23 protein-coding genes are annotated in these 23976 nt (G+C 65.2%); 10 read left to right on the top strand and 13 right to left on the bottom strand.

Going from position 1 to position 23976, the window contains the following annotated elements:
• Positions 1-47: 47 nt before the first annotated feature.
• The gene (locus tag ACSQ22_RS06025) at positions 48-881 is read right to left on the bottom strand and encodes an alpha/beta hydrolase (protein WP_218300608.1); all 834 of its coding nucleotides are present in this window, start codon (positions 879-881) and stop codon (positions 48-50) included.
• Positions 882-1021: 140 nt separating this feature from the next.
• Positions 1022-2365: an NADP-specific glutamate dehydrogenase gene (gdhA, locus tag ACSQ22_RS06020; RefSeq protein ID WP_436129744.1), complete on the bottom strand. Its 1344-nt coding sequence runs from the start codon at positions 2363-2365 to the stop codon at positions 1022-1024.
• A gap of 254 nt (positions 2366-2619) precedes the next feature.
• On the opposite strand from gdhA, the gene ACSQ22_RS06015 reads away from it, so the two are divergent.
• Complete coding sequence (locus tag ACSQ22_RS06015) at positions 2620-3783, top strand: glycerophosphodiester phosphodiesterase (protein WP_121505819.1); 1164 nt, start codon at positions 2620-2622, stop codon at positions 3781-3783.
• A 166-nt stretch (positions 3784-3949) separates the two neighbouring features.
• On the opposite strand, the gene mutL is transcribed toward ACSQ22_RS06015, so the two are convergent.
• A complete protein-coding gene (gene mutL, locus ACSQ22_RS06010) occupies positions 3950-5992 on the bottom strand; it encodes a DNA mismatch repair endonuclease MutL (protein WP_436129743.1) in 2043 nt (680 codons plus the stop codon).
• A gap of 109 nt (positions 5993-6101) precedes the next feature.
• Between mutL and ACSQ22_RS06005 the strand changes: the two genes are divergently transcribed.
• Positions 6102-6749, top strand: a complete 648-nt coding sequence (locus ACSQ22_RS06005) for a DedA family protein (RefSeq protein ID WP_436129742.1) — start codon at positions 6102-6104, stop codon at positions 6747-6749.
• 109 nt (positions 6750-6858) lie between these two features.
• Here the strand turns inward: ACSQ22_RS06005 and ACSQ22_RS06000 are convergent, their stop codons facing one another.
• Positions 6859-7098 (bottom strand): glycine zipper 2TM domain-containing protein, encoded by a 240-nt coding sequence (locus ACSQ22_RS06000; RefSeq protein WP_082437237.1) that lies wholly within the window; start codon positions 7096-7098, stop codon positions 6859-6861.
• A gap of 308 nt (positions 7099-7406) precedes the next feature.
• Here ACSQ22_RS06000 and ACSQ22_RS05995 point away from each other — a divergent pair, with 308 nt between their 5' ends.
• Entirely contained in the window at positions 7407-8972 is a 1566-nt protein-coding gene (locus ACSQ22_RS05995; RefSeq protein ID WP_436129741.1) for a methyl-accepting chemotaxis protein, read from the top strand.
• Between the two features lie 24 nt (positions 8973-8996).
• Here the strand turns inward: ACSQ22_RS05995 and ACSQ22_RS05990 are convergent, their stop codons facing one another.
• From ACSQ22_RS05990 to tsaE, 3 genes are all read right to left on the bottom strand, one after another.
• On the bottom strand, positions 8997-9338 hold the full coding sequence (locus ACSQ22_RS05990; protein ID WP_436129740.1) for a cupin domain-containing protein: 342 nt from the start codon (positions 9336-9338) through the stop codon (positions 8997-8999).
• 124 nt (positions 9339-9462) lie between these two features.
• A complete protein-coding gene (locus ACSQ22_RS05985; RefSeq protein WP_436129739.1) occupies positions 9463-10914 on the bottom strand; it encodes an N-acetylmuramoyl-L-alanine amidase in 1452 nt (483 codons plus the stop codon).
• A gap of 6 nt (positions 10915-10920) precedes the next feature.
• Positions 10921-11439, bottom strand: coding sequence for a tRNA (adenosine(37)-N6)-threonylcarbamoyltransferase complex ATPase subunit type 1 TsaE (tsaE, locus tag ACSQ22_RS05980; protein WP_436129738.1), 519 nt, complete (start codon positions 11437-11439; stop codon positions 10921-10923).
• Between the two features lie 12 nt (positions 11440-11451).
• Here tsaE and queG point away from each other — a divergent pair, with 12 nt between their 5' ends.
• Entirely contained in the window at positions 11452-12501 is a 1050-nt protein-coding gene (gene queG, locus ACSQ22_RS05975) for a tRNA epoxyqueuosine(34) reductase QueG (RefSeq protein ID WP_436129737.1), read from the top strand.
• Positions 12502-12594: 93 nt separating this feature from the next.
• Here the strand turns inward: queG and ACSQ22_RS05970 are convergent, their stop codons facing one another.
• Together ACSQ22_RS05970 and ACSQ22_RS05965 are read right to left on the bottom strand one after the other, a co-directional pair.
• Entirely contained in the window at positions 12595-13272 is a 678-nt protein-coding gene (locus ACSQ22_RS05970; RefSeq protein WP_436129736.1) for a GDSL-type esterase/lipase family protein, read from the bottom strand.
• Positions 13269-14174: an AEC family transporter gene (locus tag ACSQ22_RS05965; RefSeq protein WP_121505824.1), complete on the bottom strand. Its 906-nt coding sequence runs from the start codon at positions 14172-14174 to the stop codon at positions 13269-13271. Before ACSQ22_RS05965 ends, ACSQ22_RS05970 begins: the two co-directional genes overlap by 4 nt.
• A 127-nt stretch (positions 14175-14301) precedes the next feature.
• Between ACSQ22_RS05965 and ACSQ22_RS05960 the strand changes: the two genes are divergently transcribed.
• The 3 genes from ACSQ22_RS05960 to ACSQ22_RS05950 all read left to right on the top strand — a co-directional run bounded on the left by ACSQ22_RS05960 (position 14302) and on the right by ACSQ22_RS05950 (position 17278).
• Positions 14302-15267, top strand: a complete 966-nt coding sequence (locus ACSQ22_RS05960; protein WP_436129735.1) for a tripartite tricarboxylate transporter substrate binding protein BugE — start codon at positions 14302-14304, stop codon at positions 15265-15267.
• Positions 15268-15346: 79 nt separating this feature from the next.
• Positions 15347-16246 (top strand): site-specific tyrosine recombinase XerD, encoded by a 900-nt coding sequence (xerD, locus tag ACSQ22_RS05955; protein ID WP_121505825.1) that lies wholly within the window; start codon positions 15347-15349, stop codon positions 16244-16246.
• A 66-nt stretch (positions 16247-16312) separates the two neighbouring features.
• The gene (locus tag ACSQ22_RS05950; RefSeq protein ID WP_436129734.1) at positions 16313-17278 is read left to right on the top strand and encodes a Bug family tripartite tricarboxylate transporter substrate binding protein; all 966 of its coding nucleotides are present in this window, start codon (positions 16313-16315) and stop codon (positions 17276-17278) included.
• Positions 17279-17345: 67 nt separating this feature from the next.
• Here ACSQ22_RS05950 and ACSQ22_RS05945 read toward each other — a convergent pair whose 3' ends face one another.
• The 3 genes from ACSQ22_RS05945 to ACSQ22_RS05935 form a co-directional block, all read right to left on the bottom strand.
• Entirely contained in the window at positions 17346-18626 is a 1281-nt protein-coding gene (locus ACSQ22_RS05945; protein ID WP_431149890.1) for an EAL and HDOD domain-containing protein, read from the bottom strand.
• A gap of 81 nt (positions 18627-18707) precedes the next feature.
• A complete protein-coding gene (locus ACSQ22_RS05940) occupies positions 18708-19973 on the bottom strand; it encodes an EAL and HDOD domain-containing protein (RefSeq protein ID WP_055398607.1) in 1266 nt (421 codons plus the stop codon).
• Between the two features lie 184 nt (positions 19974-20157).
• Positions 20158-20961 (bottom strand): ferritin-like domain-containing protein, encoded by an 804-nt coding sequence (locus tag ACSQ22_RS05935; protein WP_436129733.1) that lies wholly within the window; start codon positions 20959-20961, stop codon positions 20158-20160.
• A 110-nt stretch (positions 20962-21071) separates the two neighbouring features.
• On the opposite strand from ACSQ22_RS05935, the gene ACSQ22_RS05930 reads away from it, so the two are divergent.
• The 3 genes from ACSQ22_RS05930 (at position 21072) to ACSQ22_RS05920 (ending at position 23360) form a co-directional block, all read left to right on the top strand.
• A complete protein-coding gene (locus ACSQ22_RS05930) occupies positions 21072-21596 on the top strand; it encodes a gamma carbonic anhydrase family protein (RefSeq protein WP_121420685.1) in 525 nt (174 codons plus the stop codon).
• A 53-nt stretch (positions 21597-21649) separates the two neighbouring features.
• Positions 21650-22642 carry an Hsp33 family molecular chaperone HslO gene (locus tag ACSQ22_RS05925; protein WP_176886552.1) on the top strand — a complete coding sequence of 331 codons (993 nt, stop codon included), beginning with the start codon at positions 21650-21652 and terminating at the stop codon, positions 22640-22642.
• 229 nt (positions 22643-22871) lie between these two features.
• Positions 22872-23360, top strand: coding sequence for a CZB domain-containing protein (locus tag ACSQ22_RS05920; RefSeq protein ID WP_121420683.1), 489 nt, complete (start codon positions 22872-22874; stop codon positions 23358-23360).
• 61 nt (positions 23361-23421) lie between these two features.
• On the opposite strand, the gene ACSQ22_RS05915 is transcribed toward ACSQ22_RS05920, so the two are convergent.
• Positions 23422-23916 (bottom strand): hypothetical protein, encoded by a 495-nt coding sequence (locus tag ACSQ22_RS05915; RefSeq protein ID WP_436129732.1) that lies wholly within the window; start codon positions 23914-23916, stop codon positions 23422-23424.
• Positions 23917-23976: the final 60 nt, after the last annotated feature.

Raw genomic sequence — 23976 nt, 5'->3', positions numbered from 1 at the left:
GGCCTCTGGCCGACGCACCCAGGCGCGCAGCGCCTCAGGGGGTGTCTCTACCTCAGCTTGAACAGCGATGCCATCGCTTGCCGATACGCTGGTTGCCCTACCGAGTTGGTGTTGTGGTGCGACCCGCCTTCCACCAGCACAAACTGCTTGGGCTCCTGCGCCGCCTCGAAGAGCTTGCGGCCCAGGGCGGGCTGGATCAGGCTGTCCTGGCTGCCGTGCACCACCAGCAGGGGCGAACCGATCTCGGCCACCTTGCGGACGGACTCAAATCGCTGCGTGATGAGGCCCGACACCGGCAACCAGCCCCATTTGAAGGTGCTGACCACATCGGGGATGCTGGTGAACGTGCCTTCCACCATGGTGCCCTGTTCGTCAGACACCTGGCGGGCCAGGTCGATGGCAATGGCGCCGCCCAGCGAGTGGCCGAAGATGTAGCGGGGCTTGCCCGGTTGCTGCTGGGCCAGCCAGTCCCACGCGGCGCGGGCATCTTCGCTGGCGGTCGCCTCGGACGGCAGCCCCGCGCTGCTTTGGCCGAAGCCCCGGTAGTCGATGGCCAGCACCGAAAAGCCCAGCTCCTGCATGCGCCGGATGCGGCCCGACGAGCCCGCCACATTCCAGCGTGCACCGTGCAAATAGAGCAGCACAGGCGCATCGGCGCGCTCATGGGCGAGCCACAGGCCATGCAGGCGCTCGGCCTTGCCGCTGGCGTCGGACTGGAAGTCGATCCAGACATCCTGCATGTCCGCCGTGGACTGTGCACCGCCCCAGCTGCGGTCGCTGGGCTGGAAGATCCATTCGCGCTGCTTGGCGTCGAGGGTGGCGCAGCCCGCCGTCACGGCGATGGCCAAGGTCAGGGTAACCAGGAGGGGGGTGCGCTTCATGGTGGAGACAGACTCGGCTTCGCGTCAGAAAGTTCTGACCGGCGAAGCAGGGTTTGTGCCCGTTTCCTGCAAATGGAGCGAAATGGCGGGCAACGCGCCTTCTTGTCCCATCTTCGGTTGCCTTGCCTTCGGAACCGGGGTTACACCACGCCCTGCGCCAGCATGGCGTCGGCCACCTTCACAAAACCGGCGATGTTGGCGCCGTCCACATAGCTCACGGTGCCATCGCTGCGTTTGCCGTAGTGCAGGCAGGCAGCGTGGATGCCCTGCATGATCTGCAGCAGGCGCGCGTCCACCTCTTCGCGCGGCCAGGACAGGCGCGCGGCGTTCTGGCTCATCTCCAGACCCGATGTGGCCACGCCGCCTGCGTTGCTGGCCTTGCCCGGGGCGTAGAGCACGCCTGCAGCCTCAAACGCCTTGGCTGCGTCGATGGTCGACGGCATGTTGGCGCCCTCCGCCACGCAGACCACGCCGTTCTTGATCAGCACCGCCGCGTCGGTCGCGTCCAGCTCATTCTGGGTGGCGCAGGGCAGGGCCACATCCACTGGTACATGCCAAGGGCGTACCCCGGCTTCAAAGGTGGCGCCGGTGCGGGCTGCGTAGTCGCTCACGCGGCCATACAGATGATTCTTCACTTCCATGAGTTCGGCCAGCTTGGCAGGGGTGAAGCCGTCTTCGTCCACGATGGTGCCGCTCGAATCCGAGACCGTGACCACCTTGGCGCCCAGTTCCATGGCCTTTTCGACGGCGTATTGCGCGACGTTGCCCGAACCGGAGACCGACACACGCAAGCCGTCGAGCGAGCGGCCTTTGGACTTGAGCATTTCCTGCGCAAAGTACACCGTGCCGTAGCCCGTGGCTTCGGGGCGCACCAGCGAGCCGCCAAACGACAGCCCCTTGCCGGTGAACACGCAGTCGGCCCGGTTGCTGAGCTTTTTCATCATGCCGGCCATGAAGCCCACCTCGCGGCCGCCCACGCCGATGTCGCCCGCTGGTACGTCCGTGTCGGCCCCCACGTGGCGGAACAGCTCGGACACAAAGGCCTGGCAAAAGCGCATGACTTCTCCCGGGCTCTTGCCCTTGGGGTCAAAGTCGCTGCCGCCCTTGCCGCCGCCCATGGGCAGGGTGGTCAGAGCGTTCTTGAAGGTCTGCTCAAACGCCAGAAACTTCAGCACCGAGAGGTTGACCGACGGATGGAACCGGATGCCACCCTTGTACGGGCCAATGGCCATGCTGTGCTGAATGCGGTAGCCCCGGTTGACCTGCACGCTGCCGTGGTCGTCCACCCACGACACGCGGAACATGACGATGCGCTCGGGCTCCACCAGGCGCTCCAGCAGGCCGTGCTCGGCGTAGCGGGGGTGTTCTTCAATGAAGGGCCACAGGCTTTCCATCACCTCGGTGACAGCTTGCAGAAACTCGGGCTGCCCCGGGTTGCGAAGGGCGACATGTGAGAGGAAGCTGCCTGCGGACGCGTGTTTCATATTTCAAAAAACTTTCTGAAGATCAAGGGGCGGTGGCACGCCATGGCGCGCTGCAACATCGAATTATGTCTAAAAGTTATACGTTTATGCGCATGACTCTGCACAATGGTGGGGAATGTGGCAGGGTGATTGCCACTTTTTGGTGCGTTTGGATGGTGCGGTGAAGCTGTCATCCATTCGCAAAACGGGCGTCATCGCCTTGTCACAGGTGGCGCCCACAGTTCGGCGGTTCTAAACACAACGAGGAGAAGAGCATGCACATTTCTGGTGCTAAGTTGGGTGCGCTGGCCCTGGTGGCCACGCTGGCTGCTTGCGGTGGCAGCGATGACAACCCCTATCCCACTTTGAGCGGCGACAAGCCCCTCGTGATTGGCCACCGGGGTGCCGCGGGCTACCTGCCGGACCACACGCTCGAAGGCTACAAGCGGGCCATCGAGATGGGCGCCGATTTCATCGAGCCTGACCTGGTCGCCACCAAGGACGGTGCGCTGATTGCACGCCACGAGCCCAACATCACCGGCACCACCGATGTGTCCACCCGCGCCGAATTTGCCAGCCGCAAGACCAAGAAAGTGGTCGACGGCGTGGAAGAAGAAGGCTGGTTCGCCTCGGACTTCACCCTGGCCGAAATCAAGACCCTGCGCGCCATCCAGCCCCTGGCCGACCGCGACCAGTCTCACAACGGCAAGTACCAGATCCCCACGCTGGAAGAAGTGCTGGACCTGGCCAAGAGCGAAGGCGCCAAGGCGGGCCGCACGGTGGGTGTGTACCCCGAAACCAAGCACCCCACCTACCACGTCCGCCTGGGCCTGCCACTCGAAGACCGCCTGCTCACCATCCTGGCCAAGTACAGCTACACCGCCAAGAGCTCTCCGGTCATCGTGCAGTCGTTTGAGGTGTCCAACCTCAAGTACCTGCGCACCAAGACCCAGATCCGCCTGGTGCAACTGGTGGACGCGAACGACGTGAACCCCGACGGCAGCATGGACCTGACCGCCCCCTATGACAAACCGTACGACTTTGCCGTGGCGGGAGACACTCGCACCTTCGCCAGCCTGCTCACGCCTGCGGGCCTGAAGGAAGTGAAGACCTACGCCGACGGCATCGGCCCCTGGAAGCCCTACCTCATCCCCTCCAAGCAGGTGGACGCCAACAAGGACGGCAAGGCGGACGACCTCAATGGCGACGGCAAGATCGACGAACGCGACCGCGTGATGATGCCCGCCACCGACGTGGTGAAAAACGCCCACGCCGCAGGCCTGCTGGTGCACCCCTACACCTTCCGCAGCGAGGCCAAGCGCCTGGCGTCGGACTTCAAGGGCGACCCCAAGGCGGAATACAAGCTGTTCTATCAGCTGGGCGTTGATGGCGTGTTCAGCGACTTCCCTGACCATGCCAAGGCGGCGCGGGATAACTGAAGCCCACTGAGGCCCGGCGCGCCTTCCCCCCAAGGGGGACGCATCCGGTGGGCCGGCAAGGCCGGTTCCACGGGCGCACTGGCCTGGGGCGGTGCCGGTTGTAGCGGCCCCTGGGCTTGATGTGCAGGTGGTCCAAGGCCCTCGGGCCGATCTTTTTGCGGTTACCTTACCGGCCCCGCAGGAACAGCGCGTCCAGTTCCTTCATGCTGAGCTGCCGCCACGTTGGCCGTCCATGGTTGCACTGGTCACTGCGGTCCGTCGTCTCCATCTGCCGCAGGAGCGCGTTCATCTCGTCGATGGTGAGCTTGCGGTTGGCGCGCACGGCGCCGTGGCAGGCCATGGTGCCCAGGATTTCGTTGCGCGCGCGTTGTACGACCGTGGTGGCGTCGTGGGCGGCCAGTTCGGCCAGCACGCTGCGGGCCAGTTCCACGGGGTCGCCCTGGGCCAGCGTGGTGGGCACGGCGCGCACGGCCAGGGTCTTGGGGGAGAACGGCACGACTTCCATGCCCAGCGTGGCCAATACCTCGGCCGATTCTTCGGCGATGGCGACTTCTTGCGGGGTGGCGGCAAAGGTGGCGGGGATCAGCAGGGGCTGGCTGGCAATGCGGGCGCTGCTGTCCACCTGGGACTTGAGGCGTTCGTAGACGATGCGTTCGTGTGCGGCGTGCATGTCCACGATGACCATGCCCTGGGCGTTTTCGGCCAGGATGTAGACCCCGTGGAGTTGGGCCACGGCCTTGCCCAGCGGCCAGGCGGTGTCGTTGCCGCCCTGGCCCTGGGGCCAGGTGGTTTCTTTCGCGGTGCTGTTGTTGGCCCAGGCCGCAGCAGGGGGGGTGAATGACGTGGGCGTCACGGGCTGCGGCATGGCATCTGCCTCGCCGGTGTTGGCTGCAGCGCCCCAGTTCACCAGCGGTGCGGTGAGCTCTGCAGACGGTGTGGCTACGTCCTCTTTCCTTGGTCCCCACAGCGCCTGCAGGTCCGCCACATGGTGGCCACGTTCTTCAAATTTGATAGCTGCTTGCGCTTGTCTGTTAAGCGCTAGAAGCTGATTTGGCTTGAAATTCTCAATGGGGGCCTGTGCCGTGGAGCCCGTGTCTGCTGAAGCGGCAGCCCCTGCAGCCGCCGCCAGCGCTGCGGCGCGGGGCGCTGCCAGCGCGTTCTCTACGGCGTGGCGCACGGCCTGGTGCACCTCGCGGCTGTCCCGAAAGCGCACTTCGATCTTGGTGGGGTGCACGTTCACGTCCACGCGCGCCGGGTCGATCTCGACATACAGCGCGTAGATGGGCTGCTTGTGGCCGTGCAGCACGTCTTCGTACGCGCTGCGTGCGGCGTGGGTGAGCACCTTGTCGCGCACGAAGCGTCCGTTGACGTAGCAATACTGGTGGTCGGGGCGCGAGCGGGCAGCGTCGGGCAGGCCTGCGCGGCCGGTCACGATGACGGGGCCCACGCGGTGCTGCACGGCGACGGACTGGGTGACGAAGTCTTCGCCCAGCACGTCCGACAGGCGGCGGGCCAGCGCATCTTGTGCATCCCCCTGGCCAGGCACGAAGGTGGCGCGCCACTGCTCCACCAGCTTGCCTTCGTGCCAGATGGCAAATCCCACGTCGGGCCGCGCCAGCGCGTGGCGGCGCACCGATTCGATGCAGTGCGCCAGCTCGGTGGCGTCGGTCTTCAGGAACTTGCGGCGCGCGGGGGTGGAAAAGAACAGCTCCTTCACTTCCACGGTAGTGCCGGTGCTCCGCGCGGCGGGGCGCAGTTCGCCGCTGCGGGCGTCCAGCAAAAAGGCGTTGGACTGGGCGATGGGGCGGGAGAGCAGCGACATCTCCGACACCGAGGCAATGGCCGCCAACGCCTCGCCCCGAAAACCCATGGTGGCCACGGTTTCCAGGTCGTTCAGGTTGGTGATCTTGCTGGTGGCGTGGCGGCGCAGGGCCACCGGCAGCTCTTCGTGTGGAATGCCGCCGCCGTCGTCTTCCACGGTGATCAGGCGCACGCCACCGGCCGAAAGGCGCACGGTGATTTGCGTGGCGCCTGCATCCAGCGCGTTGTCCACCAGTTCGCGCACCACCGAGGCGGGGCGTTCCACCACTTCACCGGCGGCGATCTGGCTGATCAGCTCGTCCGGCAGGTCGCGGATGGGGCGGCGGGTGGTGAGGTGCGTAAAAGAGGCCGGCTCTGCCGCTGCAAGGGTGGGGGTGGTGTCGTTCACCCGGCCAATTTTAGGGCGGGGGCCGCGCAGGGGTATCGGCCGGTGCCTATTGGCCGATGGGGATAATGCCCGCAACTTTTTTGCGTCCGGTGCCCCCACCGGCTACCCCATGGAACTGGTGACCTTTCTGATCGACTTCATCCTGCATGTCGACAAGTACCTCGAAGCCTTTGTGCAAACCTATGGCGCCTGGGTGTATGCGCTGTTGTTCCTGATCGTATTCGTCGAAACCGGTGTGGTGGTCATGCCGTTTTTGCCCGGCGACTCACTGCTGTTCATCGTGGGCGCCCTCTGCGGCGCGGGGATGATGAGTTTTCCGCTGGCCTGCGCGGTGCTCATCGCGGCGGCCATTCTGGGGGACCAGTGCAACTATTTGATTGGCCGCTTCTTTGGCCCCAAGGTGTTCCAGTGGGAGGACTCGCGCTGGTTCAACCGCCGGGCCTTCAACCAGGCGCACGATTTTTACGAGCGCTATGGGGGCATCACCATCATCCTCGCGCGTTTCATGCCATTCATCCGCACGTTTGCACCCTTTGTGGCGGGCGTGGCCGAGATGAGCCGTGCCAAGTTCACAGCGTTCAACGTGGCCGGGGCCCTCATCTGGGTGCTGGGCATTTGCTCCGCTGGCTACTTCTTTGGCAACTTTGCCTGGGTCAAGGAAAACCTGGACAAGATCATCTGGGCGATGATTTTTGTGCCCGGCCTGATCGCGATTTTTGGCGCGTGGCGGGCGGGGCGGCAGGCCAAGGTGGCCTGAGGCATCGATTGCAATTGCTATAAAAAATATAGCTGCTAGCGCATACAAAATAAGCGCTAGCAGCTATTTTTATGCCTGATCCCCAGAGGGTCAGGCACAGCGAGTGGAATTAACGGCGGTAGGGCTTGCGTTGATCGCGGTCTTCGCCGATCTCATGGCCGATGAGGGCACCGGCCGCCGCACCGCCGATGGTGCCTACGGGCCCGCCAAAGACAGCGTTGCCGGCTACACCGCCGACCACGGCGCCTACACCGGTGCCCACCTGGGCGCCCGACGGATTGGAAGCGCAACCACCCAGAGCAAGGGCTGCAGTGCAGGTGGTGGCAAGAAGGATGTGACGGATTTTCATGGCAGGAGTCCTTTATGAATGGAGTCAGGCCTGGGGTCCCAGCAGCGGGTGCGTCGGGGCTCGACCTGTGGCTTCACTATCCATTCGGCGGCTGGGGCCCGGCGTAGGCAGCTGTGGCAAGCGTCTGTAGGACATGGGGCCTCGTGCGGGGCGGGCGCTGCGGTTGGCCGTAAGGCGTCCTTGGCCCATGGGCCAGAGGCCGGTGATCAGGGTTTACGTGGCCCGTGGGGTGGTTGCCAACGGGCGAGCGCAGGAAGATCATTTCTTCTCTCTGCAAACCCATCACATACATCTAAAAAGGGGACACCATGGACCAGCAACCACGGGGGATGGGTGCGCAGCTGACGGTGGCGCAACAGATTGGATTGATTGTGGGGGTGGCTGTTTTTGCGCTGGTGCTCATCCTGGCCCTGAGCCTGGTGCGGGTGCAGACCCTGGGCAATACGGTGGACCGCCTGGCCACCGAGCAGGTCGAGCGGCTGCAGCTGGCACTGCGCTGGCGCAGCAACATTGCCGTCAACTCCACGCGGGTGTTCTCCATCGTCCAGACGGAGGGCGATGACCTGCAGAACTACTTCAAGGACGTGGTGGCGGCCACCACCGCTGACACCAGCAAGGTGCAAAAGCGCTACACCGAGCTGGAAAACAGCCCGCAGGGGCTGCTCATCCAGGAGGAATTGGCCACCATCCGCAAGTCTTACCTGGAGACGCGCGACAAGTCGCTCGCGCTGAAGAAGGCGGGCGACATGGCACAGGCGCGTGCCTATGCGCTGGGCAGCTTTGCCCCGGTGCTGGACAAGTACAACGCCGTGGCCGACAAGATGGTGAACTACCAGGTGCAACGCTCGGCCGAGCAGGCGGCCGAGGCGGCGGGCTTGATCCAGTCCTACCGCATGACCGTGTTGGTGGCGGGTGTGGCGGGGCTGGCGCTGCTGGTGGTGTTGTCGTGGGTGGTGGTACAGCGCATCCGCCGCTCGCTGGGGGAAGTGAGCGCCGTCGCCCAGCGCATTGGCGAGGGTGATCTGTCGCAGCCCATCCATGCCAGCGGGCGGGGCGAGGTGGCCGAGATGATGCGGGCGATGGAGGCCATGCAGACCTCGCTGGTGCGCATCGTGGGCGATGTGCGCCACAGCAGCGACAGCATTGCCACCGGCTCCAGCGAAATCGCCTCGGGCAATGCCGACCTGAGCCAGCGCACCGAGGAGCAGGCCAGCAACCTGGAGCAAACCGCAGCCTCGATGGAGGAGATCACCAGCACCGTGAAGAACAACGCCGACACGGCCCAGCGCGCCGCCGTGCTGGCGGGCACCGCATCGGCTGCGGCCGTGAAGGGTGGCGAGGTGGTGGGCCAGGTGGTGGCCACGATGCAGGACATTTCGGCCGCATCGCGCAAGATCACCGACATCATTGCGGTGATAGATGGCATCGCGTTCCAGACCAACATCCTGGCGCTCAATGCCGCTGTGGAAGCCGCCCGCGCGGGCGAGCAGGGCCGGGGTTTTGCCGTAGTGGCCAGCGAGGTGCGTAATTTGGCCCAGCGCAGTGCCGAGGCTGCCAAGGAGATCAAGGCCCTGATTGGTGCCAGCGTGGAGAAGGTGGATGCTGGTACGCACCTGGTCGGCAACGCGGGGCAGAGCATCGAAGACATCGTCGCCCAGGTCAAACGTGTGAGTGACCTGATCGGCGAAATATCGAGTGCGACGGGCGAGCAGACCATCGGCATCAGTCAGGTGGGCGAGGCCGTCACACAGCTCGACCAGGTCACGCAGCAGAACGCGGCGCTCGTGGAGCAGAGCGCCGCAGCGGCCGACAGCCTCAAGCACCAGGCTGCCAAGCTGGCCGAAATTGTGAGCGTGTTCCGGCTGGGGCGCTGAGCGGGTGCTGATCCGGTGATGGACCTATGCTAATTGGGTAGGCTTGAGGCACATGGTGACCAGCAGCGATGCATCCTCCACGGCTTTGAGCGAGTGCAGTGCGCGGGGCGCAAGGTGCACAAAATCGCCCGCGCGCAGTTGCTGAACGCCGTGCTCGCTGACAAATTCCACCGTGCCTTCAATGCACAACACGGTGCCCTCGCCGGGGGTCTGGTGTTCTTTCATGGATTTGCCCACCGGCAGCACCACGCGTATCACTTCAAGCTGACCTGCTTTGAGGATGGCGGTGGTGACGGTTTCGGGCAAACGGTCGCCCAGGGGGCGCATGCTGACGATCTGGCCGGATTGGGCGTGGGGTAGTGCCATGGCATTCCTCCTTTCCTGCCGGTGCGCGGTGCGCGCCGGGCTGGGACGATGAAGGCTACTGTGCCTGCACTTCGCGGCCCGCGCAAGGCGGGGGAGTCACCATTGGGGTGTCTTGAACAGGTTCTTACACCGAACGGCTGCGCGCCAGCGGCGGGTTCTTGGCAAAGTAACGTGTGATGCCGCGCATCAGCGCATCGGCCAGTTGTTCCTGGTAGGCACTGCTGCGCAGGCGCTTTTCTTCTTCGGGGTTGCTGATAAAGGCGGTTTCGACCAATACGCTCGGAATATCGGGCGCCTTCAGCACGGCAAAACCTGCCTGCTCCACGCGGGGCTTGTGCAGCTTGGCCATGCCGCCGATCTCGCCCAGCAGCACGGTGCCCAGCTTCAGGCTGTCGTTGATCTGTGCGGTGGTGCTCATGTCCAGCAGCGCGCGCTGCACGTGCTGGTCTTTGGACTGCACGTTGATCCCGCCCACCAGGTCGGCCTGGTTTTCCTTGTTGGCCAGCCAGCGGGCAGCCGTGCTGGAGGCGCCGCCCTGGCTCAGCGCAAACACGCTGGCGCCCCGGGCGGCGGGGGTGGTGAACGCGTCGGCGTGGATGCTGACGAACAGGTCGGCCTGCACGCGCCGCGCCTTTTGCACGCGGGTGCCCAGGGGCACAAAGTAATCGCCGTCGCGCGTCAGGTAGGCGCGCATGGGGTTGCCGCCCACGGTGGTGGCGTTGATGCGATCGCGCAGCAGGTGCGCCACGCGCAGTACTACGTCTTTTTCGCGCGTGCCTGCAGGGCCGATGGCGCCGGGGTCTTCGCCGCCGTGGCCAGGGTCCAGCGCCACGATGATGATGCGGTCCGTCTGGGTGGATGTGGCTCGGTTGCCGGGGCGCGCGGGTTCTGGCGGTGGCGGCGCGGTGGCCACCATGGGTGGGGGCTCGGGCGGGCCGGGGCGCTGGCTGCGTTGTGCAATCAGGTCGCCCAGCGGGTCGTGCTCGGGCGCTGCGGGGGCGCGCGCTGCGGCGGCGTTGGCCGCAGCAGCGGCCGTCAGCGGCGGATTGGGTGAGGGGGCGGGCTTGGCGGGGGCCTCGCGCAGGCGCTCGGCAATCAGCGCCTCCAGCGGGTCTACCGGCGCGGCGGGGTACAGGTCAAACACCAGCCGGTGCTGGTAGGCCGCCACGGGGGGCAGCGTGAACACCTGGGGCATGGCCGCCTGTTTCAGGTCGACCACCAGACGCACCACACCGGGCGCATTCTGGCCCACGCGGATGCCAGCGATGTTGGGGTCGTCGGGCTTGACCTTGGCCACCAGCTCGCGCAGCTCGGGGCTCAGGTCAATGCCCTCGATATCCACCGCCAGCCGGGGCGGGGTGGTCACGAAAAACTGCTTGGCCACCAGCGCACCGTCGGATTCGATGGTCACGCGCGAATACTCGGGGGCGGGCCACACGCGCACGGCCAGGATGGTGGCGCCGCGTGCAATCTGCTGCGTGCCCAGCAACAGCACCAGGCTGCCCGCCTGCAGCACAGCGCGGCGCGAGGGCAGGGGGGCAGCGGGGGGATGAGCGGGCAGGGTGGGTTCGTTCACGGCGTCTCAGAGTGCTTGCAGCAAGGCACGCCCGATGGGGGTATGGGCGTGCACGGTGACTTTCCTTTCGGTGTCGTCGATTGCTTCAATGTGGATAGCAAGGTCCGCAAGCGGGGTAAGCGCTGCAGCCTTTTCCGGCCATTCTGCCACCTTGAGACCGGGGTTGGCAAAAATGTCCCTGAAACCCGCATCCTCCCACTCGCGCGGGTCGTCAAAGCGGTAGAAGTCAAAGTGCCAGATAGCGAGGCCCGGGGCCTCGTGTGGCTCCACCACGGCGTAGGTGGGGCTCTTGATGCGGCCCTGCACGCCCAGGGTGCGCAGCAGGTGGCGCACCAGCGTGGTTTTGCCCGCGCCCAGGTCGCCGTGCAGGGTTACAAAGGCATTGGTCAGCAGAGGCTGCGCGGCCAGGCGCTGCGCGAAGGCGGTGGTGTCGTCCTCGCTGTGCCAGGTGAAATGGCGCGCAGTTTCGGCAGCAGCATGGTTGCCGCTTTCTACAATCTGGCCGGTATGTGGTGCAACAGTCAACTCGTTCCTCAAATGCAGGAGTGGGCCCGCGAGCTGGGATTTTCCCAAATCGGCGTGGCGGGGGTGGACTTGTCTGCGGCAGAGCCCGGGCTTGAGGCCTGGCTGGCGCAGGGCTTCCATGGTGACATGCATTACATGGCATCCCACGGCATGAAGCGCGCACGCCCGGCCGAGTTGGTGCCCGGCACGGTGAGCGTGATCACGGCGCGCATGGATTATTTGCCGCGCGATACCGCGATGGATGCGCCTGAAGGCTGGCAGACGGCGGAGCTTTCGCGCCTGCAGCGCCCGCAGGAGGGCATCGTCTCGGTCTACGCCAGGGGCCGGGACTATCACAAGGTGCTGCGCGCGCGCCTGCAAAAACTCAGTGACCGCATCGCCGAGGCGATTGGACCGTTTGGCCACCGCGTGTTCACCGACTCGGCCCCCGTGCTGGAGGCGGAGCTGGCCGCGCGCAGCGGCCAGGGCTGGCGCGGCAAACACACACTGGTGCTCAACCGCGAGGCGGGGTCGATGTTCTTCCTCGGCGAGATCTATGTGGACATGGCCCTGCCCGAAAGCGCGCCCGTCACCGCGCATTGCGGCAGCTGCAGCGCGTGCATTGACGTGTGCCCCACGCAGGCCATCATTGCGCCGCACCGCGTTGATGCGCGGCGCTGCATCTCGTACCTCACCATCGAACACGCCGGGCCCATCCCCGTGGAACTGCGCCCGCTGATGGGCAACCGCATCTATGGCTGCGACGACTGCCAGCTGATTTGCCCCTGGAACAAGTTTGCCCAGGTGAGCCGCCTGCCGGACTTTGACGAGCGCAAGGGCCTGGCGGGCCAGCAGCTGGTGCACTTGTTTGCGTGGGACGAGCCGACCTTTTTGCGCATGACCGAAGGCGGCCCCATCCGCCGCATCGGCCACGAGCGCTGGCTGCGCAATGTGGCTGTGGCGCTGGGCAATGCGCTGCGGGCGACGGGGGATGAGTCTGTGCGTGCTGCGCTGCAATTGCGCGTTGAGGACCCCTGCGAGCTGGTGCGCGAGCATGTCGCCTGGGCGCTGGATTTTGAATGAAAATGGCCTCTAGCGCTTGATGGATAAGCGCTAGATGCTATCAAAATAGGAGTATTGGTGCCGCTTTGTTGCGGCGTTTTTTTGCTCTTGCGGCTACCGCGCCAGCAAACCTGTGTCTTTGAGGGTCAACACCAGCCCCTGGGTGAATTCTTCATACCCCGCAGCATTGGCATGGATCTGGTCCGCCCGCAGCCGCTCCTGCCCCAGTACACCCGACCAGCCTTTGCTGTGCAGCGGCACTTTCAGTTCGCCGGCGATCTCTTCGTACATCGCGTGGTCGCTCAGGCGGCCTACCGCCGCCAGCATCGTCAGCTCGGGCACCGCCACCAGCAGCACCTGTGCGCCGCTGGCCTGAGCATCGGCGCAGATCTGGCGGATGTTGCTGCGGGTGGCGGTGGCGCTCTGGCGGCGCAGAAAGTCGTTGCCGCCAATGCTCACGATCACCAACGCCGGCTTGTGCTTTTGCAGCAACCCCGGCAGGCGTGCCAGCGCATCGCCCGAGGTGTCACCCGAAATGCCACCATTGACCACCTTCCAGCCTGTCAGGCGTGCCAGCACGGCCGGGTAGGCGGTGTCGGCCGAGGCACCCACGCCCGATGTCAGCGAGTCGCCCAGGGCCAGCACGGTGGCATCGGGCGGCAACGATTGCGCGCGCGGGGTTTTGCGCCCGCAGCCCACCAACGGCACAAGCGCCAGTGCCCCCAGGCTTGCCATCAACGCGCGGCGGCTTGCCAAGGCGTCGGAACCCAGGGCTCTGCGGGAATCGGTCATCGGAGAAACCCCAGCGCAAACGGCAGGCTGACCATGCCCAGCAATGTGGAGAGCGTCACCAGCCCGGCCACATACGGCCCGTTGTAGCCCATGCGCGCCGCCAGCACATAGCAGGTAGAGGCAGTGGGCAGGGCCGAGAACGCGAGCAGCATGGTGGTCTGCACGGCATTGAGCCCAAACAGCCGGGCCATCGCAAACGCCAGCAGGGGCTGCACCAGATGCCGGATGGACAACACCGCCACGCTCAGCGCCTTGCCGCGCGAGAGCAGGCCAAATTGCAGGCCTGCGCCCGCCGCCATCAGCCCCAGCGCGAGCGACGCCGCACTGATGCGGCTGACCGTGGGGCTGGCCCATTCCGGAATCTGAAAGCCCAGCAGGTTGGCCACCAGGCCCGACACCGTGGCGACGATGAGCGGGTTGCGCACCAGCTCGCGCGCAAAGCTGTGCTGGCCATGCCGCGCCATGGGCCACACGGCCGCCACGTTGAACAGCGGCACGCACACGCCGATCAGCACGGCAATCATCAGCAAGCCCTCAGCGCCCGCCAGGCGCTCGGCAATGGCCAGGCCAATGAACGAGTTGAAGCGGAACGCCACCTGCGCGCTGGCCGCGTGGTCGCGTGCGTCGATGTGCTTGCCCAGCCAGGGCCAGTGCGGCAGGCTGTAGGCCAGCGCAATGCCTGTGATGCCCATGGTCAAGCCCGCAGCGATGAGGCCGGACGCAGCGCCGATGTCCACCGGGCTCTTGACGATGGACTGGAACAACAGCACAGGGAAGAGCAGGTAGTACACCAGGCTCTCCACGGGTTGCCATACCGAGCGGTTGAGGGCGGTGTACCGGCAGATGAGGTATCCGCAGAGGATGAGGGAGAAGTCCGGGATCAGGAGCTGGGCGTAATTCACGTGCCGAGAATACTTGATCCGTGTCAGTCTCTTCGGGTTAGCCCTTATGTGGAATCCGCAGGGCTCCAAGGCAGCCATTGCGCATACCATCAGCGCTGTTTGTTACCCCCGCTCGAAGGAGAACTCCATGCATCGTCGTCAATGGCTCGCGCTGACCGTACTGGCTGCCGCCGCAGGCACCGCAGCCGCCCAGGGCTACCCCAACAAGGTGATCAAGCTGCAGGTGCCGTTTGCACCCGGTGGCACCACCGACATCATTGCGCGCGTGATCGCCGACCCGCTGGGCAAGGCCCTGGGCCAGAGCGTGATCGTGGAGAACAAGGCCGGTGGCGGCGGCATTGTGGGTGCGGCAGAAACGGCACGCTCGGCACCAGACGGCTACACGCTGGGCGTGGCCACCGTGTCCACCACGGCCGCCAACCCCGCCATCAACCCCAAGACCCCGTATAACCCGCTGACGGACTTCACGCCCATCATCAACATTGCGGCCACGCCCAATCTGATTGCCGTGAACCCCAGCTTCCCCGCCAAGGACTACAAGTCGTTTGTGGCCGAAGTGCAGAAGAACCCCGGCAAGTACTCGTATGCATCGTCGGGCACGGGCGGCATTGGCCACCTGCAGATGGAGCTGTACAAGAGCCTGTCCAACACCTTCGTCACGCACATCCCCTACCGCGGTGCGGGCCCGGCGCTGAACGACACCGTGGCCGGCCAGGTGCCGATCATCTTTGACAACATTCCATCCGCGCTGCCCTTCATCAAGGACAACCGCCTTGTGGCCATCGCTGTGGCCGCGCCACAGCGCGTTGCCGCACTGCCCAATGTGCCCACGTTCAAGGAACTGGGCCTGGAGCCCGTGAACCGCATGGCCTACTACGGCATCCTGGGCCCCAAGGGACTGCCCAAGGACATCGTTGACAAAATCAACGCCGCCGTGCGCACCGCACTGCAAGACGCGGCCGTGAAGAAGCGCATCGAAGACACCGGCTCCATCGTGGTGGGCAACACGCCCGAGCAGTTTGCCGAGCAGATCAAGGCCGAGTTCGCGGTCTACAAGCAGGTGGTCGCCAAGCAGAAGCTGACGCTGGAATAAGCAAGCGCCGTATTCCATACTTCTCAGTCAAAGCCGCCCGTTGCCACGGGCGGCTTTTTTACGTGCTATCGTTTTTTGCATGCTTGCCACCAGCCTGACCGCCATCGACACCTTTGTGGACGCCCTCTGGCTGGAGGACGGGCTTTCGCGCAACACGCTGGCCGCCTACCGGCGTGACCTGACGCTGTACGCGCAGTGGCTGGCCGACCAGCAGCCTCCGCAGGCGTTGGACGGCACGGCCGAGCACCATCTGCAGGGTTACTTCGCCGCCCGGCATGCGCAGACCCGCGCTACGTCTGCCAACCGGCGCCTCACGGTGCTGCGCCGCTACTTTCACTGGGCGCTGCGGGAGCGGCGCATCACGGTCGACCCCACGGTGCGGTTGCAGGCTGCGCGCCAGCCTCTGCGCGTGCCCAAGACCTTGTCACAGGCGCAGGTGGAAGCCCTGCTGAATGCGCCAGACGTCGGCAACCCGCTCGGGCTGCGTGACCGCACCATGCTGGAGCTGATGTACGCCAGCGGCCTGCGCGTGACGGAGCTGGTCACGCTCAAGACCTTTCAGCTGGGCCTGAACGAAGGTGTGCTGCGGGTCATGGGCAAGGGCAGCAAGGAGCGGCTCGTGCCGTTTGGCGAAGTGGCCCGCCAGTGGCTGGACCGCTACCTGCAGGAGGGCCGTAGCGCCATCCTGGGCGGGCAGCAGACAGACGACCTGTTCGTCACCCAGCGGGGCAGCGGCATGACGCGGGTCATGTTCTGGGTCATCGTGAAGAAATGGGCGCAGGTGGCGGGCATCACCGTGCCACTGTCGCCTCACACGCTGCGGCACGCGTTCGCCACGCATCTGCTCAACCACGGTGCAGATTTGCGGGTGGTGCAGCTGCTGCTGGGCCACGCCGATATTTCCACCACCACCATCTACACCCACGTGGCGCGCGAGCGGCTCAAATCGCTTCATGCGCAACACCATCCGCGCGGGTAGCGCAGGCGCCCCGCCCTGGTTGTGGTGCCCCTGCGGATACACGCCCTTTCACCCAAGGAAACATTCATGAAAAAACTATTTGTCGGCGCGTTGCTGCTGAGCACGGTCACCCTGGCCATGGCGCAGGCCTGGCCCACGGCCAAACCGATTCGCATCGTGGTGGCCTACCCCGCTGGCGGCGTGAGCGACACGGTGGCCCGAGCGCTGGCCGACAAGCTGGCTGTGCAGCTCGGCACCCCTGTGGTCATCGAGAACAAGGCCGGTGCGAGTGGCAGCCTGGGCTTGGATGCGGTGGCCAAGGCGGCTCCCGACGGCTACACCCTGGGCTTTGCGGCGGTGAGCCCGCTGGCGCTCAATCCGCACCTGGGCAAGTCGCCGTTCGATCCCCAAAAGGACATTGCGCCGGTCGTGAGCGTGATGTATTCACCCGTGCTGCTGCTGGGCACATCCGCCAGCAAGGCGGCGGATTTCAAGGACCTCATCGCCGCCGCACAGGCCAAGCCGGGGGCTGTGCGCTGGGCGACCTCGGGGCAGGCGTCGCTGGGTCACATCATGCTGGAGCAGATCATGGGCAAAAGCCAGGTGCAGATCACCCATGTCCCTTACAAGGGCGGCGGCCAGCAGATGAACGACGCGCTGGGCGGCCAGTACGAGGTGTTGTCCACCAACGCGGGCCCTGCCGTGCTGCAGCACATCAAGGCGGGCAAGCTCAATCCGCTGGCGGTGGGCGCACCAGCGCGGCTCGACTCGCTGCCCCAGGTGCCCACGCTGGCAGAGCTGGGCCAGCCTGCTGCCAACCTGTCTTCGCTGTTTGGCATCTATGCGCCAGCGCAGACGCCTGTGGCCGTGCTGGAGCGCATCAATACCGAGGTGAACAAGGCGCTGGCCCTGCCCGACATCCGCAACAAGCTCGAGGCCACGGACAACGTACCGACCGGCGGCACGGCTGCCGAATTCGCGCGCCAGATTGCGCAGGAGTCGGAGAACAACGCGCGCATCATCCGCGCGGCGGGTATCCAGGGAAATCAATGACCGCCTGAAAAAACCACGGGCCCTGGATGACCAGGGCCCGTGCAGGCAAAGGTGTTTCTGGGACGAATCAGTCTTCGTTGAGGCTCTCGGCCCAGGTCAGTGCCTGCAGGTGGGCCCAGTTGACCTGGCGGTTGGACAGGTGCAGCGCATCGGCGTTCTTGGCAAAGGCCACTTCGTCGCCGCTTTCGCAGGCCTTGGTCAGTTCCAGGAAGGGCGCGAACACACCGGTGCCGCGCAGCAGGGCGTCCATCACGGGCTCGGGCAGTGCCACGGATTCGAGCGCCTTTTCAATCGGAACCCCCAGCATGGTGTCCAGCAGCGAGAACACACCCACCACAAAGGCGTTGTCACATTCTTCGGGTGGCAGCAGCTCGGCGGCCAGCAGCTCCATCAGGCGGCCGCGCACCACGGCGGTCTGGCCCACGGCGGGGGGCGCGCCGCCGGCGCGGGACGTGGTCATGAGCAAGGCCGCCCAGCGGAACAGCTTCTTGAGGCCCAGGATCATCACCGCATGGCGGAACGAGGTGATCTCGCACGACAGACCAAAACCGGAGGAGTTGATGAAGCGCAGCAGGTTGAAAGACAGCGTGGGGTCTTTCTTGAGCAGATCTTCGATCTCGGCCGTGCTGGCCTGTTTGCGCACCAGGTTGATCAGCTGGATGATCGTGGCCTGCGAGGGGCGGATGGTGGTGGCCTTCACCAGCGAAGGCTGGGCAAACCAGTAGCCCTGGAAGAGCTTGACGCCCAGGCCGCGCATCAGCTCGTACTGTTCGGCGGTTTCCACCTTTTCGGCCACCAGCGTGGCCTTGCTGTGGGTGGTGGAGAACTTGACCAGCGGCCCAGCCAGTTCAGGCTTGAAGGCCTGCATGTCGAGCTTGATGAAGGAGGCCATGGGCAACCAGCTGGTGTAGGCGCGCTTGAGGGCCTGCTGGTCGAACGCCAGGCGAAAACCGCGCGTGCGCAGGGCTTCCAGCGTGGGAATGCGGCCTTCGATCTCCTCGGGCGTGGCGCCTTCGGGTAGAGGGGGGACTTCCAGCACCACCTTTTCGGGGTGGATCAGTTCCAGGTGGCCGCCCGAGAGGCTGTCGTGCGTGCAGTTGATAAACACCGTCTTCTTGCCGACCAGGGCCTCGGTGCCGGCGTAAGACAGGGCGTTGAACAGCAGGGCAGCGTCGCTGGCCGCTGTGTGGGCGTCGGAGGCGGTGGACCGGTCAAACAGCTCATAGCCATAGACAGCGCGGGATTCGTCCACGATGGCCTGGCGCGCAATGATGGCGATGTTCTCGTCTACAGGGTCAACCGCAGGCGATGCAGCTTCGGGGGCGTCTTGTTCAGGTGTGGTCGACATGGGGTCTGCTGGAGTGATGTGCTGGGGTCTGCAATGATTCTAGACCTGCACGTGGCGTGCGCCTATCAATCAATGTGAGCTTCAGTCGGTGAGTTGGTCCGCCCAGGCCAGGGCTTGCAGGTGCGCAAAGTTGATCTGCTGGCTGGTCAGGTGCAGCAGGCCCGCCGTGCGGTCGAACACCACATCGTCGCTGGATTCGCAGGCTTCGGCCAGGGTCAGCAGGTCTCCCAGGAAGCCTTCGCGCCGCAGCAGCGCCGCCGCCACGGGCTCAGGCACGTTGAGCAGGCCGAGCGCGGATTCCATGGGCATGGACAGCATCACGTCCAGCAGCGAGAAGATGCCCACGACGAAGGCCTGGTCGGCTTCTTCGGGCGGAAGGGTTTCGAGCGCCAGCAGTTCCATGAGGCGGCCCCGCACCACGGCGGTCTGGCCCACAGACGATGGGGTGCCGCCCGTGCGCGAGGCAGTGAGCAGCAGCGCTGCCCAGCGGAACAGTTTTTTCAGGCCCATGAGCATCACGGCCTGGCGGAAAGACGTGATCTCGCGCGACAGGCCAAAACCTGCCGAGTTGATCAGGCGCATCAGGTTGAAGGCCAGGCCAGCATCTTTCTTGAGCGTTTCTTCGATGTCATCGGTGCTGGCCTGTTTTCGCACCTGGTTGATGAGTTCAATGATGCTGGCCTGTGACGGGGTCAGCAGCTTGGCCTCGACCAGCGCGGGCCGTGCGAACCAGTAGCCCTGGAACATCTGCACGCCCTGGCTGGAGACCATGTCGTACTGCTGAGCAGTTTCCACCTTTTCCGCGATCAGTTCGGCCTGGCTGTGGCGCCCGGCGTAGCTGATCAGCACGGCCAGCTGGTCGGGCGCCAGCACCGAAAGATCCAGCTTGATGTAGTCCGCCAGCGGCAGCCACGGGGCATACGCGGACTGCAACACCGTGTGGTTGAACGCCAGGTGAAAGCCCCGGTCGCGCAGCTCGGTCAAGATAGGCAGGCGCGTGGCGACTTCTTCGGCCGCAGTGTGGCCCAGTGGAGGAATTTCGAGCACCACCTTGTCGGGCTCCACGAGTTCGAGGTGGCCACCGGAAAGGCTTTCATGCGTGCAGTTCACGAAGATGAGCTTTTTGCCCACCAGCTCTTCAGTGCCAGCGTGCGAAAGGGCGGTGAAGACCAGGATCACGTCGGTGGCGGCCGTGTGTGCGGCGCCGCTGCGCGAGCGGTTGAACAGCTCATAGCCGACCACCACCTGCTGCGCATTCACGATGGCCTGCCGCGCGATCATGGCGACCGAGGACTGGTTGCCGGAGGGCGGTGCGGTGGGAGTGCCGGGGGCAGTGGGTGAAGTCATGGAGGGAGTATCGAAGAAAGAGGGGCCAGTGTCAGCGGGCGGGGCTGGCGCGGCAAATTGTAGGAGCCGCTGCGGGCGCGCGCTGTAACCAGGAATTCAGACAGGGCTTGCATACATCGGGATGCGCCAGCCTTCTCGCCCTGGGACTGGCCGCTTGACGGAGCCTTTTCTTGCGCAAGCCATGTCAGATCTGCTGGAGCCAGCGCAGCTCGTTGTCAGTGAACCCGGCCTTGCGGCGGGCGGCTTCGTTGAACGGGGGTTTCAAGCGGGGGGCTTCGTACTGCTTGACCAGGGTGCCATAGTGGGCTTCAGGGTCTACCCCCTGGCGCTCGCACAGCCAGCGGTACCAGTGGTTGCCGATGGCCACATGGCCCACCTCGTCGCGCAGGATGATGTCGAGAATGCCCACGGCGGCCAGCGCATCGGGCGTGCCCACTTGGCGCAGCTTGGCCTGAATCTGCGGCGTGGCGTCCAGCCCGCGCGCCTCCAGGGTGCGCGGCACCAGCGCCATGCGGGCCAGGATGTTGTGCTGGGTCTTCTCGCACATCGTCCACAGGCCCTGGTGGGCCGGGAAGTCGCCATAGTCATGGCCCTGGCGGCGCAGGTGATCGCGCAACAGGCGAAAGTGCCGGGCCTCTTCCCCAGCGACCAGCATCCAGTCGGTGTAGTAGCTGCGGGGCATGCCGTCAAAGCGCCATACCGCGTCGAGTGCCAGATTGATGGCGTTGAACTCGATGTGCGCAATGGCGTGGATCAGAATGGCGCGCCCCTGTGGAGTGGCCGGCGAACGGCGGGCGACGTCGGTATGGCGAAGCAGCTCCGGCCGCTCGGGACGGCCAGGCAGTGCACTGGCGTCGGATGGGGGAGTGGGGGATTGTTCTGCTATCGAAAGAGTAGCTGATTGCGCTTGCAGGTCAAGCACTGCGGCCGCTTTTTGTTCAGGGTCTGCAAGGCACAAGACCTGCAGTGCACGGTGGCGAAGCTCCATCCTTACAATTCTAGGCCCTGCCATGCGGAACACGGCGCACGCTTTGTAACGTCTGGCGACTTCCCTGGGCCTGTGCAAACGCTGGCCTTTCCTCTTTTTTGGAGTGGTGCATGGCGATTTACGAACTCGATGGCATGGTGCCCCAGTTGGCGGCATCGGCCTGGGTGGCGGACAGTGCCCAAGTGATGGGCAATGTGGTGCTGGGCGAAGACGCCAGCGTCTGGTTCGGCACGGTGATCCGCGGCGATACCGAGACGATCACCATCGGCGCTGGCTCCAACATCCAGGATGCCAGTGTCTTGCATGCAGACATCGGCAAGCCACTGGTGGTGGGTGAGCGTGTGACGGTGGGCCACCAGGTCATGCTGCACGGCTGCACCATCGGCGACGAATCGCTCATCGGCATTGGCGCCGTGGTGCTCAACGGCGCCAAGATCGGCAAGCATTGCCTGGTGGGCGCGGGCGCGCTGGTGACCGAGGGCAAGGAGTTCCCCGATGGCTCCATGATCATCGGCAGCCCTGCCAAGGCAGTGCGCGAACTGACCCCCGAGCAGATCGAAGGCCTGCGCCAGAGCGCCCAGCACTACATCGACAACGCGCGCCGCTATCACAACGGCCTGCACAAGCTCGCCTGAGCGGTGGCCACTTTTTTCGTTGCTGCCGTCCACTTTTCTCCTGGAACCCCTGCGTGTCTGAACTCCACAAGTTTCTTTTCGATGGCCTGCCCGTGCGCGGCATGATCGTGCGCCTGACCGATGCCTGGACCGAAATCCTGCGCCGCCGCGCCAGCAACACCAGCACGGGAGCCTACCCTGCGCCCGTGAGCGAGCTGCTGGGCGAGATGGCCGCCGCCGGTGTGCTCATGCAGTCCAACATCAAGTTCAACGGCGCGCTGGTGTTGCAGGTGTTTGGCGATGGCCCCGTAAAGCTCGCCGTGGCCGAAGTGCAGTCGGACCTGAGCCTGCGAGCCACGGCGACCGTGAACAGCGAGGTGCCAGAGGGCGCAGCCCTGAGCCAGATGGTGAATGTGGGCGGTGGCGGCCGCTGCGCGATCACGCTCGACCCCAAGGACCGCCACCCGGGCCAGCAGCCCTACCAGGGCGTGGTGCCGCTGTATGGCGACCGCCACGAGAAGCTGGAGCGCCTGTCCGACGTGTTGCAGCACTACATGCTGCAGTCCGAGCAGCTGGACACCATCCTGGTGCTGGGCGCCAATGACCAGGTGGCTGCGGGCCTGTTGATCCAGCGCATGCCGATCAAGGGCGAGGGCAATTTGGCCGCAGGCCTCACGCACCGCGAGAACGAAGACCAGATCGGCCACAACGAAGACTACAACCGGATCGCCCACCTGGCTGCCAGCCTCACGCGCGAAGAGCTGCTGAACCTGGACGTGGACACCATCCTGCGCCGCCTGTTCTGGGAGGAAAAGCTGCTGCGCTTCGAGCCCCAGCAGGGCGCCAGCGGCCCGCGGTTTGCCTGCACCTGCAGCCGTGAACGTGTGAGCAACATGCTGCGCAACCTGGGCGTCGAAGAAGCCGAGAGCATCCTCTCCGAACGCGAAGACATCGAGGTGGGCTGCGAGTTCTGCGGGCAGCAGTACCGCTTTGACGCGGTCGATGCCGCGCAGATTTTTGTGCCACCCACCGTCAGCCAGCCGCCCGGACCCACCGGCATCCAGTAGGGCATCTGGTAGGTCTTCCGGCGCCCGTCGCAGCCACGGCTGCCTGCGCTCCACGGGCCAGCCGACGTGCCGGGCGGATGACCATCGTTGACAATCGCACGCGCTTTATCACGCTGTGCGCCCCTAAGATGTCGCCTTCCACACGGCAGGTTCTCTGCAAGGCCACCCCAGGGGCAGGCCTGCAGCCGCACCGCTTTCTTGGTGTGGTGCTGCAAGTGCAAGAGGAGCTATGGGGTTACTACGCCGTGTGTTTGGGGGTGCCCGGGGGCAAGAGGCTGTGCCTTCCCTGGAGCTGTGCGACAGCAGCCGGGCTTCCGGCACGCAGGATTCGCTGCGCGCGGACACCGTGCTGGCGGCCCTCGACATCGACGCCGCCATCAATGCCCACGAGCGCTGGAAAACCCATCTCATGGACTACCTGGAAGGCCGTACCACCGAGGGTCTGGACCCTGCGGAGGTGCGCCGCAGTGACCGGGGTGCCCTCGGGCGCTGGCTGCATGGGGTGGGCGGTGAATTGCTGGGCGACCAGCCTGCGTATGCGGTGCTGATGGCACGCCACCAGTATTTCCACGAACAGGCCGCGATGCTGGTGGAGCTGGCCCAGCAGGGCGAGTGGGACAAGGCCGTGCAGGTGCTCCATGGCGGCTACCGCTATGGCTCCAGCCAAGTGGTGCTGCTGCTCAAGGAGCTCAAGCGCGGTCTGGTGCAGCAGGCCTGATCTCATCCCTCTACCTCCATCCCCTCCACGTTGTTTGGGGATGTGCCTCGGGTCGCGGGTTTTAGGTGGCGCCTGTATCCCGCCCCATCAGTGCAGTGAAGAGTCGGTGTTCGCATTCGGGATCACTGCATTTTTCGCAGTTCCAGGCGCGCAGGCGGGGCGCTGTCCGGGTACTGGAGCCAGAATCTGAATCGAAATTGCCTCTGGCGCTTGATGGGTATGTGCTAGAAGCTATGTTTTTTATAGCATTCAGCGCATTGGCAATGCGCTGCTCACCGTGGCCATACACAACGCGATAGCCCATACCCACCTGGGTCAGATCCGCACGCAAACGTGCATCGGCGGCTTCCTGTGCGGCCCGCTCGCTGGTGGGGCAGGGCAGATCCAGCCCCATGAGCAGAATCAGGCTGGCATCCACGGCCCCCTCAGAGGGCAGGCCAGGGTTGCAGAGAATTTGCGCGGAGCCGGGGGCAAGTTGCGCGTGGAGCGCATCGCGCAGCGCCTGGGCCCCGGTGCCGGGCGCGCCGAGGAGAACAAGGGTGGGCGGGAAGGGCACGGTGGCAGAGGGGGGGGCAGAAGGTGGGGCGTCGTCCCCAATCCACCATCAAGACATCCG

The organism is Acidovorax sp. LjRoot38 (assembly GCF_964252975.1).
Taxonomy (GTDB): domain Bacteria; phylum Pseudomonadota; class Gammaproteobacteria; order Burkholderiales; family Burkholderiaceae_C; genus Acidovorax; species Acidovorax facilis.
Note: the sequence above shows the minus strand (reverse complement) of the source record. Positions and strands in the feature narration are given on the sequence as shown.